Genomic DNA, 14,741 nt, shown 5'->3' on the forward strand with positions numbered 1-14,741 from the left:
TTGACTACCGGTGAGGAATATGGTCGTCTCGTGACCATTGTTTCTGATGGGATGAATTAGACCGGTCCGGGGGAGAACCTTTCATGCCGCACGCCCTCCTGCGCGTGCTCGCCTCGACGGCCATCGCCAGCACTGTCCTGGTGGCCGTGCCGCCCGCCGCAGAGGCGGGCGTGCGCACGTCAGCGGGAACGGCCGTCACCGTCCGGCCGGTGCCCGCCGTCGAGGAGCCGCCGGCAGCCGTGGCGACCGTGCCCACACGGCCGTCGCTCGCCGTCCGGCCCGCGGTGAACGAGCCGGTGGGACCGGCCAAGCCCGAGGTGACCACGGCCGCGGGACCCGAGCTGATCGACCAGGTCACCGCCGACGCCGCCGCCGTCCTGCGGGAGCAGGGAGCCGGCGGTCGAACGCCGGACGTGCGGAAGATCCTGCCGGACACCGGGCAGGCCCAGACGTTGTCGCTGATCAAGCCGCTGGCCGCGGTCGCCAAGGTGTTCGACGGGCTCGGCAAGGCCGTGCCGGGGCTGACGTACCGGCTCTGCGTCCAGAGCGCGGAGGTGCCGGTGTCCTGCTCCATGCGGCAGCCCGTCGGCGTGCCCGCGGCCGCCGACGTCACCGGCGACGGCACCCCCGACCTCGCCGCCGACCTGATCCCGGCGGCCATGCCCGCCGACGGCGCGATCGGGCTGGGCTTCGCGGTCAAGCGGCTCGCGCGGGAGAACCTCAAAGCCCAGGTCTGGGCCGAGTACGACGGCAAGGTGTCGGTCGGATTCGACGGGCTGCGGGGCGGCTCGTCGCTGTCGGACTTCGACCAGGGCACGTTCACGGTGGACCTGACAGGCAAGCGGGTGAAGGCCGTGGTCAAGCGCACCAAGCCGGGCGCCTCCGCGGCCGTGATCGCGGGGCTGACCGGGCGCAGCGCGGTGAGCCTGCGCCAGACGCCGGCCACCGCCAAGCTCACCGTGAACGCCGCGCTCGACTCGCCCGCGCTCGACGTCACCGCCTCCGCGCCCGCCAAACTGGAGGCGCTGGCCGTGACCGGACGCCAGTTCACCGAGGCCGTGCTCGACCGGATGCCCACCCGCGCCGAGGTGCGCCTGTCGGGCGGCGAGATCCGCTTCGCCGGGCCGTCCCCCATGGCCCGCGCCCGGGTGCACCACTACACCTACCGCGACGGGCGGCTGGCCAGGGCGGTGAGCGCCGAACTGCGGAAGGTGCCGCCCACCCTCACCGCCAAGTACACCGCCGCGAACGGCCGCCAGACCCTGTCCGTCGACTCCGGGCGCCCTCGCGCCGGCGCCGCCGAGCTGCTCTTCTTCGACAGGAACGCCGACAAGACCGTCCTGCGCGCCGAGCTGAGCGACCTGCCCGCCAAGGTGCGCCTGGTCAACGACATGGCCGAGCACCGCGTCACGCACACGACGAGCTCGCCCATCGGCAGGTTCGCGGTGGTGCTGCAGCGCAACGAGGGCGCGATCTCCACCCCGCGCGGCGGCCACGTCACCATGATCAAGGACGGTGCCGCGGTCGGGGTGTCGGGGCTGCTGACGGGGCTGTCCGGATTCGACGTCACGTACGGGGCCGTGCCGCACGTCCATCTCAACGTGGCCTCCAGCGGCCGCTCGTTCGTGGGCGCGGCCAGCATCGACGGCGCCCACCTGGCCCGGCTGGAGATCTCCAACACGCCCGCCACCGTGGACGTCACGCTCGACCCGGCGGCCAGGAAGGCCGAATACCAGGCCAGCGGCATGATCGACAAGCTGCGGGCCGCGTACGCGAACGTCAAGTCGGGGCCCACGATCGACGGCACCGTGCTCGGCGTGCGCGACGACGTGAAGGCGTCGTGGCAGCTGGGCGAACGCACGGAGGTCTCGGTCGACTCGTCATCCAAGATTCGCCAAATACAGATTTATGCCAACAAAGCGCACGTCAGCTCCACCAGCGGTGACGGCGACGACGTGCGGGCCGCCGTCGAAGGGGTGCGCAAGCACGTCGAACTGGTCGCCGACACCAAGGCCCAGACGCTCGCCTGGACCGCGGACCGGCCGGTCGCCAAGGTGTCGGCGCTGGCCAGGGCCAAGCTCGGCGACCGCTACGCCAGGGCCGCCGCCGAGGTGACCGGCGTGCCGGCCCGCTTCGACGCCTCGTGGAACGCGGGCACGTACCGCTTCCGCGGCCTGTCGGGACCCGTCGGGTCGGCCGCGCTGGCGTTCACCAACCACGACGGGGCCACGGCGCCCACGGGCCCGCACCTGGCGGCCCACTACGACCAGGCCTCCGGCGACCTGGACGCCAGCGTGCTGGTCAAGGGGCTGTCGCAGGTCGAGTTCAGCCCGGCCGCGCAGGGGTTCACCGCGGACTTCCGCTCCGCCAGGCAGACCCTCGCCGTGGACGCCGACGTCACCCAGGGCGACGTGCGCTTCGGCATGGCCGGCAGCCTCGGTCCCGTGCCCGGCCGCCTCGTGGTGTCGGCCGCCGACGGCAAGATCACGTACTCCGGCTCGCGCCTGGACGTGCGCGCCCGTGCCTGGCTCGGGAAGGTGGGGGCGCTGCAGAAGATGCGGGCCGCGCCGGCCGTGCCGGGCGGGGTGTCGCTCGTGGACGGCGGCTGTGCGGCCGGCACGTCCGGCTGCGCGCCGGGGCCCTTCTGCACGCCCGGCCGCGGCTGCTTCGGGCTGCAGGGCTACCTCGACGTGACGGGGCTGCCCGATCAGGTGACGGTGGACCTGGCGGCCAAGACGTTCGCGTTCTCGGGCTTCAGCCCCCGTCGCCGGAGTCTCGGGCTGTATCTCGCCAGCAGCGTCCTGTCGCCTGTGCCGATCAAGGCCAGGGCCACGCTGACCGGCCTGCCTTCCCAGATCACCAGCATGTCGCTGGGGCCGTTCGGCGTCGGGCCGGGCAACGTGGTCCAGGCCGCGTACCGCATCGAGCCCGCCGCCACGCTGGGCGCGCTCGACGTGACGGCCGAGGCCGGGGACCTGCGCGGCCACGTGGCGATCGACCCGGTGCCCGCCGCCGTGTCCGTCCAGGGGACGTACGGCGCGCGGACCCGCATCCGCGTGCGGAACTCCGCCGCCGTCAAGCGCCTGGTCGCCAAGGTCACGCTGGCCGGAAAGGGCACCGGCGAGCTGCGGTTGGGTGACGTGCCCGCGACGTTCGGGTTCGACGCCGACGCCTCGGCGGCCGGGCTCGGCGTGCCGGCCGTCACGTACAAGGCGGAGGGCGGCGCCAGCACCCTCGACGGCTACCTCGGCGTGGAGGGCCGCCTGGTGGACCCGCAGAGCCGGTACGGCGACGTGTCGCTCTCGGTCCAGGATCTGGCCGCCGACACCACGATCAGGCTCAACCCCGACCAGACCCTCGACCTCGTCTCCAGACCGGTGCCCACGGGCCGCATCACGGTGCGCGGCGGGCTCAGGGTGGAGCCCGTCGCCCGGCAGGCCATCGCGGTGAGCAAGGAGATCCCGTACACCACCGGGTTCCTGACGTACCACCTCGGCGGGACCTTCGGGGTCGGGGCCAGCTCGGTCAAGGACCTCGGACTGTCGGTCCGGCGGGTGTCCTGGCTGCGCGTCCGGCCGGGCAAGATCCCCTTCGGGCTGAAGGCGCCGCCGGCGCTCGGGTATGTCGCCCCCGGCTTCGAGGGGAACTACGAGCGGCTCGACATCGCCGCCAGGGGCGTGGACCTGCGGCCTGACGTCGCGCTGGAGGTGAAGCTGAGCAGGGAGGTCGGCAACGACCTCTTCCGCGAGTCGATGCGGCTCGGGCCCACCACGTCGCTCGCGCTGCGCCGCTACGACCAGCGGATGCGGCGGATCGGGGCCAAGCAGGAGATCGAGGCGGCCGGGATCAGCCTGGCCTGCGTGACCGTCGACGCCAAGCCCGGCTTCGCGGCCGGGGGCACCGGCAACTCGATCACGTTGCGCGGCGCCGACGGGCCCCAGATGGTGTCCCTGCTCGATCCCGGCGGGCAGGCGCCCGACTACGCGGTGGACCTGCTGACGCACTTCATGAGCCCGTTCCCGGGGGCGGACTGGAAGGTGGCCTCCACCAAGGCCGGCTCCTGCCCCGCCGCCCGCCCGTCCCCCAACCCGCAGGCCCAATCCCGATGAACCGGCACGCACCACCTGTCCCGGGCCGCACCCGCGTCCGAGTGCGCCGGCGCGGCGCCGGAGGTGGCCAGGCCCTCTGAGGTGATGCGTGCCGCCGAGGGCCCGGCGCTCCCGCGTGCGAGCGCCTGCCGTTCACGGCCCGGCGCACTCGTGTGCGAGCGCGTGCCGGCGGGTGTGGGGTGCCCGGTCAGGTGAGTGCGTGCTCGAGGGGGGCGGCGTGGGTCGTGATGCGTGGATCACCCGACTCGCTCGCACAACTCCGGGTGGTACAGCGGCACCGGGTCGGCGGGGAGCGGCGCCGGGCGATCGTTGCACACACGGGCCGGCGTAGCCGGCGCGCCCGCTCAGGGGAGGGAGCGGCCCAGGCGGAGCCGGACGCGGTCGCCGTGCCGGGCGGTCTCGCGTACGGTCCACACACGCTCGTCGATGACCGTGCCGTGGGCCGTCATGTATCCGCCCATCCTGAGCACCGGCCGCCCCGTGTCGTCCCTCAGCAGTTGTGCCCGCGACTCCGAGTCGTCGCCGAAGAGCACCAGGAAGTCAGGGGCGTCCGCGGGGGCCTCCAGGATCAGGCCGGGATGCAGGTGGGAATAGGGGATCTGGACGACGTGTCTGGTCACGTGATCGCCACTACCCAGGAGCGGCGCTTTCACCGCTCTGACCGCGGAAGCAGGGGGCTGGGATAGCGCTTTCCGGCGCGATGAGATGAAATATCACCATCCTTCGATGGGATTGGAGAACCTGTGCCACTGTTCGACCTGCCGCTCCAGGAGCTTCGCGCCTACCTCCCCGACCGTGACGAGCCTGCCGATTTCGACGACTTCTGGTCCCGCACCCTTGCCGAGGCCAGGGAGTTCGACCTGGCCGCCGAGTACGTCCCGTACGACCTGCCCTTCGCCTCCGTGGACGTGTACGAGGTGTCGTTCGCCGGCTGGGGCGGGCACCGGATCAACGGCTGGTTCCTGCTGCCGCGCGGCGCGGACGGGCCGGTGCCGTGCGTGATGCACTACATCGGCTACAGCGGCGGCCGCGGGTTCCCCAAGGATCACCTGTTGTGGCCCGCGGCCGGGTACGCGGTGTTGGTGATGGAGACGCGCGGTCACGGCGGCGGCAACGTGGGCAGCCCGGGCGTCACCGGCGACCCGCACGGCAGCGCCAATCCGCAGGCGCCCGGCATGATGACCCGGGGCATCCTCGACCCGGAGGACTACTACTACCGGCGGGTCTTCACCGACGCCGTCCGGGCCGTGGACGCGGCGATCGAGCACCCGGCGGTCGACGGGAGCCGCATCGTGGTCTCGGGCGGTAGCCAGGGCGGCGGCATCGCCCAGGCCACGGCCGCGCTGCACCCGGCCGTCAAGGCGGCGCTCATCGACGTGCCGTTCCTGACCCACTTCCGGCGGGCGGTCGAGATCACCGGGCGCGACCCGTACCAGGAGCTGGTCAGGTTCCTGGCGACCCGCAGGGACAGCGCCGAGCAGGTGTTCCGCACGCTGGCGTACTTCGACGGCATCAACTTCGCCGCCCGCGGCCGGGTGCCCGCGTTGTACTCCGTCGCGCTGATGGACGACGTGTGCCCGCCGTCGACGGTGTTCGCCGCGTACAACCACTGGCAGGGCCCCAAGGAGATCACCGTCTGGCCCTGGAACAACCACGAAGGCGGCGGCGGCTTCCAGTCCGAGGAGCAGCTGCGTTACTTGCACAAGCTGCTCTCCGGCAGCTGAGCGGGGCCTCCGCCGCGGCCTGGCCGGCCGCGGCGGGGGCGCCCGTGTCGTCTCAGGCCGTCTGGTCGGTGACCAGGAATGACACGCTTCCCTGGTCATCGGCTCCGGCGTCGAGAGCTTTGTCCTCCAGTACGGTTGCGGCAACGGGGTCCAGGTAGACCCGCGCTCCCTCGGCTTCCACGATCGCATCGGCCGGCTCGGGCGCGGTGGCCAGCGAAAGAGTGAGCGAACTCGCGCCCTCGCCCTGCGACGAGATGCGAATTCCGCTCTGGGCCGCATCCGGGGCGGACGCGGTCAAATCGCGAATCGCCTGGGCTGCGTTGGCTGTCAGGGTGAGCACTACGGCTCCTCCTCACGGTCGACGTTCAGGAGTTGGCTGCCCTGCCCGCTTATTCAGCGCCCAACCCTTTTCGGCTCGTTCTTTACCAACAATTCTTACGCGATCTTGCGCGGGTAGGGCCCTGTCCGGCGCATGTGGACAATGGGGACATGGACTTCGCGACGCAGAGGGAAGCCATGGTGGCGTTGCTGCGGGAGCGTCAGGACGTCAGCGAGCCCGTGGCCGCGGCCATGCGTGACGTGCCGCGCCATCTCTTCGTGCCCGGCGTCGGCCCGGAGGACGCCTATCTCGACAAGCCCATCGTGACCAAGCGCGACCCCGAGGGCCGGCCGATCAGCTCCTCGTCGCAGCCCGCCATCATGGCCACCATGCTCGACCAGCTCGCCGTGGCGCCCGGGCACCGGGTGCTGGAGATCGGCGCGGGCACCGGCTACAACGCCGCGCTGCTGGCCCGCCTCGCCGGTCCCGAGGGGCGGGTCGTGAGCGTCGACATCGACGAGGACCTCGTCGGCGCCGCCAGGGAGCACCTGGCGGCCGCGGGGGAGACCCGGGTGGAGGTGGTGTGCGCGGGCGGGGCCGCGGGCCATCCCGAGCTGGCCCCGTACGATCGGTTGATCGCCACGGTCGGCGTCTGGGACCTGGCTCCTGCCTGGCTGGCGCAGCTGCGGCCGGACGGGCGGCTGGTGGTGCCGCTCGACCTGCGCGGCGTCCAGGTGTCTGTGGCCATGGAACGCGACGACGGGCACTGGGTCAGCCGGTCGGTGGCGCCGTGCGGGTTCATGCGGATGCGCGGGCCGTTCGCCGGACCCGAGGTGATCATCATGCTGCGGCAGGACCCCGAGCTGATGTTGATGCTTCCCGGGCCGCGCCATCTCGGCGACGTGGGAGCCGCGCTCGACGCCGTGCCCACGGAGATCACCACCAAGGTGGAGGAGCCCGCTCCTGTGCCCGTGATCGGCATGGGCATGTCCTTGTGGCTGGCCCTGCACGAGCCGCGCTGGTGCGCGCTGAGCGGCCAGACGGCCGCAGGGTGGACGATGAGCGCCGGCATCGTCGAGGGCGACAGCATCGCCGTGCTGGCGGCCGAGGACTTCTTGGTCGCCCGCGGTCACGGCGCCGCCGGCGCCAGGCTGGCGGCCGAGCTTGCCGGACAGGTCGCGGCCTGGGACGCGGCGGGCCGCCCGGATGCGGGCGACCTGCGGGTGAAGGCCTACCCGGGGCAGGTGGAAGCCGAGGGGATCGTCATCCGCAAGCAGCACACCACCCTGGAGCTGAGCTTCGGCTGACCGCCGACGCCGAGATCGCGGCCGCCGGCCTCGCATGCGTCCTCGGCAGGCGCAGGTGAACGCGCCCGGGTCATCGGAATGCCCGGGCCGCCATCGAGCCAGAGCTACTCTGTGTAGTGGATCAATAGCATCACGTCATAGGAACACCCATGCGTACACGCCTGACCCTGTTGCTGGCCGCCGTCGTGCTGGCCGGATGCGCCGAGGTCCCGACCAACACCGCGGCCGTGGCGCCGAAGACCGACGCGCAGCCGTCCGAGCAGGACATGGCCTGGATGCGGACCATCCACCAGGGCAACATCGCCGAGATCCAGGCGGGCCGGCTGGCGCAGGGCAAGGGCAGCACGAAGCGGATCAAGTCGATCGGCAAGATGCTCGTCAAGGACCACACCGACTTCGACGTCAAGGTCGCCCAGGTGGCCACGCAACTCGGCATCCAGCTGCCCAAGTCGATCTCCGCCGATCAGCGGGACGAGATCCTCCAGTTGCGGGACGCGATCGGCAGGGACTTCGATCAGGAGTTCCTCGCGACCATGACCAACGAGCACATGGCCGCGATCGCGGCCACCAAGACGGAGATCTCCCGAGGGTCGTCCCAAGCGGTCGTCGCCCTGGCCAAGGCCGCGGCGCCCAAGCTCGAGCAACACTTGTCCGTGCTGCGCGGCGCCCATGGCGAGTGAGTGTGCAGGTAGGCGATATGGGGTATTTGTCGCGGTTGGGGCCAGGGTCAATGCTTCGGGGGGATCATCGTGACCGTGCACACCGAGATTCGCAACCTGCTCGAATGCCATGTCGTCGGCCCTGACGGGGAGCCGATCGGGGAAGTCGGCCAGGTCTACCTCAATGAGCGCACCGAGGAGCCCGAGTGGGTGACCGTGCGTACGGGGTTCCTCGGGATGAGGCAGCCCTTCGTGCCACTGGCCGGCAGCCGTCGCACGGGTCACGAGATCCAGGTCCCCTTCGATCGGCAGACGATTCGCGGAGCCCCGCACATCGACGTCGACGGGCGCCTGACCGCGGCTGAGGAGATGGAGCTCTACCGCTACTACGGAATGGGGCTGAGCGTTCCGGAGCAGCGCACCGGAGGCCACGACACCACGCTTTAGGCCGTCGGCCCGGGCGGCGGGGTGTCGATTGGTAGGAATCCGGTCTAGTGACGAATCACTATCGATCAGGTAAGCCGCGGCCGCCGGCAGTGCTCCCGTAGCAGGTGAGGGCCGCCTCCGGCCTGTGCAGCGCCAGCCGGCGCCGGCTGGTATTGAGCCGCATGGCCCCGACCGCATCGCCGCAGCTTGCTCGTCACCTGTCCTCCACGCCGCCCGAACCGTACGGACTCCAGGGCATTCGCGGCCGTAGCACCGGATCGACCTGCGGGAAGCCGCACGTTCACCCGCAACCTGTCTCCGTGGCGAGGGATCCATACCGTATCTGTTAAGTGGCAGTTGACAGAAAACCGCCCGCTGCCCACGATCAGAGCGGCACCATTAAGTGTGAATTTACGGAGATCCAAACGGCCCTCGGGTCAGGAGGTGGCTCAGATGAGCATCGAGCCAAGGGCGAAAGTGGCCCCAGAGCGAGTGCTGCCTGTCTGGGAAGGCTCGGTGCCCGTGGCTCCGGCGCATACAGGCGTGGTCCGGCGGATCTGCGCCAGAGTCGCGCCTGACGGCATGGACATCGGCGTCGGCGAGCTGCCCCCGGGCGGCCTGCAGGTGTGGATCGACACCCCGGCGCCGCCCGCCCAGCAGGAGGCCTGGGTGCTCTACCACCGCATGGCCCGAGAGGTCTCCCTGGTCGGCTGGCACTGCGAGGCCGACCAGGACCGGCTGCTGGTGCTCGGCTGGAGCGCGGCCTGCCTGCACAACCGCGTGCGCCTGCTGCAGAGCGGCCTGCGCCGCCTGTCCGACTTCGAGCACACCGCCCAGCGGGCCGTGCAGCTCGAGGGACAGAGCCCGGACGACCAGCCCGCCGCCCAGGTCGTGGCCGCCACGTGCGCCTCGATCGAGCGGCGGCTGCGCTGGCCCGAGCGGCTGGCCGAGCTCGAGGGCTTCGAGCGCAGCTCGGGACTGCCCCACCTGCAGCTGCTCCTGGCCCAGGTCATCGGCCTGGAGGCCAAAGTGGCGAAGGCCTGCGAAGAGCACCTCGTCATGGCACGGGTGCTGGCCAGGTCCGTCTGCGAGCAGTACGCGCGGCACTCCGACCTGCGCCGCGCGCAACGAGACGTGCTGGCCGAGTCCCGCCGCTGGGTGCACGCCAGCTCCATGATCCGTGGCTCGGCCGCACGGCCGAACTCCACCGGCGGCGGCCGCCCCCACATGGGGCTGGCGGAGCGCCGGATCGCCGCGAGCGTCATCAACCACGGCGTGCCGGAGCTCGCGCGGGCCACCCCCGCGGCCGTCACTCCAAGGGCCGGACACCCCGGCCACGAGGAGGACGCACGCTGACCCAGACGCCGCTCAACGGCGAGCGGCCGCCCGGAAACCCATATCTCATCCGGTAGGAGACCTCCCGCCATGCGAACCCCCCCGCACCTGCCCGGCCGCACCAGGCACGAGTCCCGCGACACCGACACCATCCGCCCGCGGCGTCACCCCTACGCGCTGCACGAGGTCCCCGTACAGTCCCCGCCGCGCGCGAGCTCCGCGAGCTCCGGCACCCGCGACATCCCCGACGCCGACCCCGCCACCGACGTGTACGTCGAGCAGCGGCTGCGCGGCATCAGGGAGATGTCCAACCAGGCCATCGGCTCCATTGACGACCTGCTCCAGCACACCGCCTAGCCCGTGGAAAGCCTGAGGAGAGACATGCAGGAGCTAACGCGAGTGGAGCTGGTGCCGCGTGACGTCGGAGGCCACCAGCCTCGCTCCCTAGCGGGCACCGAGGCGCCGCGCACCCTCGACGAGGTACGCGCCCTCGTACGCAAGGCCATGACGACCAGGCACCGTCTCTACCCGATCAGCACCGGCAGGAACTGGGGGATGGGCTCGGCCATGCCGGTCACCGACGACAACGTCGTCGTCGACCTGAGCGGCATGAACCGGATCCGCAGCCTCGACCTGGAGGCCGGATTCGCCGTCATCGAGCCCGGCGTCACGCAGGCGCAGCTCGCCGCGGTGCTGCGCGACACCCCGTGGATGCTCAACGTCACCAACTCCTGTGCCGACACCTCCGTCGTCGGCAACGCGCTCGACCGCGGCGACGGCACCTTCCGCTCCCGCGTCCACGACGTGGCCGGGCTGGAGGCCGTGCTGGCCGACGGCAGCGTGGTCACCACCGGCGGCCTCGACCCGTCCGGCCGCTACCACGGCCGGGTCGCCGGCCCCGACCTGACGGCCGCGTTCGTCCAGCACAACCTGGGCATCGTCACCGCCATGGCGGTCGCGCTGGTGCCGCGCCCCCAGACCGTCGGCCTGGTGCACGGCCGCATCCCCCGAGACCAGGTCGGCGTCGCGCTCGACGCGATCGCCGGCTTCCTGCGCCGCGGCAACCCCGCGGACGGGATGTTGCGCGTGCGCGAGCTGGCACTCGTCCCGAGCCACGGCGACTGGATGTTGCCCAAAGGCGCCGACCCCGGCCTGTTCAGCATCATGGGGCCGCTGTTCGGCAGCGACGCCGCAGTAGAGCTGGCCGAGGAGCTGCTGCGCAAGGCGCTGGTCGAGGTCGAGGGCGCGGAGGCGCTGCGGGTCCTCGACGCCGCCGAGGTGCGGCCCGGCGACCCGCTGTACGCCAGGTCGCTCATGGCGCAGGGCATCCCCACGTGCCTGGGCGTACGCAACGCGCTCGGCGTCAGCTCCTGCGACCAGATCGACGAAGGCCGGATGGGCTTTCTGGCGCTGATGCCGCTGATGCCGACGCACGCGCGCAAGACCGAGCAGATCGTGGCCGCCCTGCAGACGGCCGTGGACGCGCACACCACCGCCCTCATGGTCGAGTGGAACCTCGTCAGCAAGCACATGGCCAACGGCGTCATCCAGATCTTCTTCGACCGCGGCGCGCCGGAGGCCCCCTACCGGGCGCACCAGCTCCGCAACGACGGCAACTGCCTGCTGCGCGGGCACGGCTGCGCGATCTACCGCTCCGACATCGACCACGCCGCGGCCGACGTCTGGTCCGAGACCAGCACCGCCAGCCTCGGCATGCTCCACCGGCTCAAGACGGCGCTCGACCCGGACGGCCTGCTCTCACCCGGCCGTTACGGCGCCTGACCCCGTCGGGCCTGAAAACGACTCGGGCCTGAAAACGACATGTCCATCCCCGTCGGTCGCACAGCCGGAGTGTGCCGGCCGGCGGAGACCACTCATGGCTTGGAGGTGACCACGTGCGTTCGTCACCGGCACGGGGGACGAGCACGACCGGCGTGAGCCGCCGCCACGCGGTGATGCTGCGGCTGGTCGGCGCGGGTGTCATGTTCACGGTGATGGCCGACACCACGGCCACCACCCTGGCGGTCGGGGTGTTGCGGTACACGCCGGCAGGCGCCGGCATGCCCCTCGGCGACCTGGTCTGGCTGACCAGTGCGGCGTTCATCCCGATCGCGGCGCTGCTGGCCACGGCCGGCCGCTGGGCCGACCTGTGCGGCCGCCGCCGAGTGCTGGCCGTCGGGCTGGTGGTGTTCGTGCTGGGCGGCATCGCCGCCGTCACCGTGGAGTCCTGGTCGCTCGTGCTGGCCGCGCGGGCCGTGCAGGGCGCGGGCGCCGCGGCCATGATCCCGGCCAGCCTCGGGCTGCTGCTCGGGGAGCTGCCGGAGTCGCAGCGGCGCGGCGCGATCGCGCTGTGGAGCTCCGCCTCGGGGCTCGGCTGCCTGCTCATGCAGGCGGGCGGCGGCTGGCTGGCCGCCACCGTGGGCTGGCGGTCCCTGTTCGTGCCGGACGTCGTGATCGGCGTCGTCCTCCTGATCGCCTGCTTCGGCATTCCGTCGGGCCGGCGCCCCGGCGCCCGGGGACTGCCGGACGTGCTCGGCGCGTGGTTGCTCGCGGCCGGGATCGCGGTCGTCGTGCTGGCCATCTCCAAGGCCATGGCCTGGGGGATGGACGTGGTGTGGCTGGCGCTCGCCGCCCTCCTCCTGCTCGGCGGGGCGCTCGCGCAGGCCAGGCATCACCGCCTGCCGGCCATCGACCTGGTGTTGTGGCGGCGTCCCAAGTTCGTCTGGGGCTGGCTGGCCACCTGGGGGTTCGGCGCGCTGTCGTACGGGCTGCTGACCGTCCAGCCGCTGTACCTGCTCCACCTCGGCTACCCGATGCTCGAGGTGGCCATGTGGCTGACGCCCACGTCGGTGGCCGTCGTCGTGACGAGCTTCCTGGCCGGAAAGGTCGTCAAGCGGATCGGCGCGTACGGCCTCATCTACGCCGGCTCCCTGCTCTGCGGCGGCGCGTGCGTGCTGGTGCTCACGCAGGTCGGGCCCACCGTCTGGGGACTGGTCGCCAGTGTCGTGCTGGGCATGGGCGTCGGCGCGCTGGCGCCGGGCACCTCCATGGCCACCACCCTGGCCGCCCGCCCCCAGCAGTACGCCTCCGCCGTCGGCGCGGCCACCATGGCCCGCATGGTCGGCGGGGCCGTCGGCATCGCCGTCGTATCGGTCGTCATCGACCACCCCTTCGCGGCCGGACCCTTCGCGGGCCCCTTCGCCGGCCTGGCCGGCGCGCTGGCGATCTGCGTGGCGATCTCGGTCCTGATGGGCGCGCTGGCCCTCACGAAGATCACCCGGCTCCGCCCGGACCCCGGCGACGTCATGATCAAGGTGCCGCGCCGGATGCTGCTGGAGTTGCGGATGACCCTCGCCACCGTCGCGGCGGAGGCGGACGCGTTGCTGCCTGTCGAGACCCGCACACCCCCCATGGACCACATCCCGCGGCCGCGGGCGGCCGAGGCCGGACCGCTCGCCGGCACCCGCGGGAATCCGAACTAGTTCGAACCACCGAAAGGGCTCTCGTCATGGCAACCACATCGTGCGACGTAGCCATCGTCGGCGCCGGGCTCGGCGGCTGCTTCCTGGCCTTACTCCTGGGCCGGCGCGGCCGGCGCGTCGTCGTCATCGAGCAGGGACCCTCCATCCCCAGCGCCGGCGCCGACTTCCTCAAACCCCCGGGCCTGCGGGTGCTCGCCCGCCACGGGCTGGCGAACCTCGTCGAACGCCATGGCCTCCGACGCGACATCATCCGCTACTACCACGACGGCGAACCGATCAAGGAGTGCCGCTTCCCCGACGGCGGCTTCCTCATCCGCCCCTACAAGGAGCTGGTCGAGCTCATCTACGCGAGCTGCGCGATGGAGGGCGTCGAGTTCTGGTTCGACGCCGACATCGACGACATCGCGGTCGGCGACGACCGGGTCGAGGAGCTCACCCTCTCCGACGGGCGGCGGCTGCGGGCCGACGTCGTCATCGGCGCCGACGGCACGAAGTCCGCCGTGCGCCAGGCGCTCGGCATCGAGCAGGTCACCATGCCGTACGAGCGGCTGCTGATGCGGGTGGCCACCGTGCCGCTGACCGCCAGCGTCGCCCAGCTCAACCGGCTGTACTTCAGCTCCGACGGCTGGCTGGCCTACCTCTACCCGCTCAACAGGGACCAGGCCAGGGTGTTCGTCGGCCTGCCCCCCGAGGACGACAAGGAGATCTTCCAGGACGGCATCCCCGCTCTGATCGACGAGCTCAAGAAGTTCGTCACCGACAGCTCCGACGCCTTCAACGCGCTCCAGCCCGCCAAGTGGCAGCTGATCAAGGTCTCGTCGCTGCGGGTGTCGGCGTACCACAAGGGCAACGCCGTCCTGCTCGGCTCGGCCGCGTTCGCCTGCCACCCGATGACGGGCATGGGCATGAGCTACACGCTGCACGACGCGGAGATCCTCGCCGACGTCATCAGCGCGGCAGGAGGCGACGCCGAGCTGCTGGACCGGCTGCTGTACGCCCGGTACGAGCCGCGCAGGCACGCGCACCGGCAGCTGATCGACTACGGCGACGCCCTGGCCGCGACCTTCCGCGACCGGGACGCGTACCTGGCCGCCTTCCGTCCGGACCTGCACGTCTACGGGGTGGCGGCCGCGCCGGCCGAGCTGCCGGTCCTGCAGCTCACCTGAGCCGGCGCCCCCGCCGCCCGCCATTCCCGAACCCGGTGAGGTCGTCCAGTGCCACGCTGAGTGCGGTGGGCAGCCCGATCCCCAGGCGGCGGGGGCGCCGTTTCACGCCCATGGTAGGGAACGCCCTACCACAGAGACGGGTGACTGCCGGGCTTCGCATAGACTCCGGCCCAGCGATGCTGATGGGTATTCGCACGCGACTCACCAGCATCGG

The 14,741-nt window shown here is 71.8% G+C and carries 12 protein-coding genes; 10 read left to right on the top strand and 2 right to left on the bottom strand.

Annotated features, from left to right (window positions below):
- Positions 1–83 precede the first annotated feature (83 nt).
- Positions 84–4,109 (top strand): hypothetical protein, encoded by a 4,026-nt coding sequence (locus tag EDD27_RS14055; RefSeq protein WP_127932835.1) that lies wholly within the window; start codon positions 84–86, stop codon positions 4,107–4,109.
- Between the two features lie 344 nt (positions 4,110–4,453).
- On the opposite strand, the gene EDD27_RS14060 is transcribed toward EDD27_RS14055, so the two are convergent.
- Entirely contained in the window at positions 4,454–4,729 is a 276-nt protein-coding gene (locus tag EDD27_RS14060; RefSeq protein ID WP_127932836.1) for a hypothetical protein, read from the bottom strand.
- Between the two features lie 123 nt (positions 4,730–4,852).
- Here EDD27_RS14060 and EDD27_RS14065 point away from each other — a divergent pair, with 123 nt between their 5' ends.
- Positions 4,853–5,833 (top strand): acetylxylan esterase, encoded by a 981-nt coding sequence (locus tag EDD27_RS14065; protein ID WP_127932837.1) that lies wholly within the window; start codon positions 4,853–4,855, stop codon positions 5,831–5,833.
- Between the two features lie 52 nt (positions 5,834–5,885).
- Here EDD27_RS14065 and EDD27_RS14070 read toward each other — a convergent pair whose 3' ends face one another.
- The gene (locus EDD27_RS14070; RefSeq protein ID WP_127932838.1) at positions 5,886–6,173 is read right to left on the bottom strand and encodes a Fe-S cluster assembly protein HesB; all 288 of its coding nucleotides are present in this window, start codon (positions 6,171–6,173) and stop codon (positions 5,886–5,888) included.
- 149 nt (positions 6,174–6,322) lie between these two features.
- On the opposite strand from EDD27_RS14070, the gene fxlM reads away from it, so the two are divergent.
- From fxlM to EDD27_RS14110, 8 genes are all read left to right on the top strand, one after another.
- Positions 6,323–7,459 (top strand): methyltransferase, FxLD system, encoded by a 1,137-nt coding sequence (gene fxlM, locus EDD27_RS14075; RefSeq protein WP_127932839.1) that lies wholly within the window; start codon positions 6,323–6,325, stop codon positions 7,457–7,459.
- A 149-nt stretch (positions 7,460–7,608) separates the two neighbouring features.
- On the top strand, positions 7,609–8,139 hold the full coding sequence (locus tag EDD27_RS14080; RefSeq protein ID WP_127932840.1) for a DUF4142 domain-containing protein: 531 nt from the start codon (positions 7,609–7,611) through the stop codon (positions 8,137–8,139).
- A gap of 75 nt (positions 8,140–8,214) precedes the next feature.
- Complete coding sequence (locus EDD27_RS14085; RefSeq protein ID WP_206641394.1) at positions 8,215–8,565, top strand: PRC-barrel domain-containing protein; 351 nt, start codon at positions 8,215–8,217, stop codon at positions 8,563–8,565.
- 432 nt (positions 8,566–8,997) lie between these two features.
- A complete protein-coding gene (locus EDD27_RS14090; RefSeq protein ID WP_127932842.1) occupies positions 8,998–9,900 on the top strand; it encodes a hypothetical protein in 903 nt (300 codons plus the stop codon).
- 69 nt (positions 9,901–9,969) lie between these two features.
- Entirely contained in the window at positions 9,970–10,236 is a 267-nt protein-coding gene (locus EDD27_RS14095; protein ID WP_127932843.1) for a hypothetical protein, read from the top strand.
- A gap of 24 nt (positions 10,237–10,260) precedes the next feature.
- Entirely contained in the window at positions 10,261–11,661 is a 1,401-nt protein-coding gene (locus tag EDD27_RS14100; protein ID WP_127932844.1) for an FAD-binding oxidoreductase, read from the top strand.
- 113 nt (positions 11,662–11,774) lie between these two features.
- Entirely contained in the window at positions 11,775–13,361 is a 1,587-nt protein-coding gene (locus EDD27_RS14105) for an MFS transporter (RefSeq protein ID WP_127932845.1), read from the top strand.
- 26 nt (positions 13,362–13,387) lie between these two features.
- Positions 13,388–14,527, top strand: coding sequence for an FAD-dependent monooxygenase (locus EDD27_RS14110; RefSeq protein WP_127932846.1), 1,140 nt, complete (start codon positions 13,388–13,390; stop codon positions 14,525–14,527).
- Positions 14,528–14,741: the final 214 nt, after the last annotated feature.

Origin of the sequence: Nonomuraea polychroma (genome assembly GCF_004011505.1) — a bacterium.
GTDB classification, from domain to species: domain Bacteria; phylum Actinomycetota; class Actinomycetes; order Streptosporangiales; family Streptosporangiaceae; genus Nonomuraea; species Nonomuraea polychroma.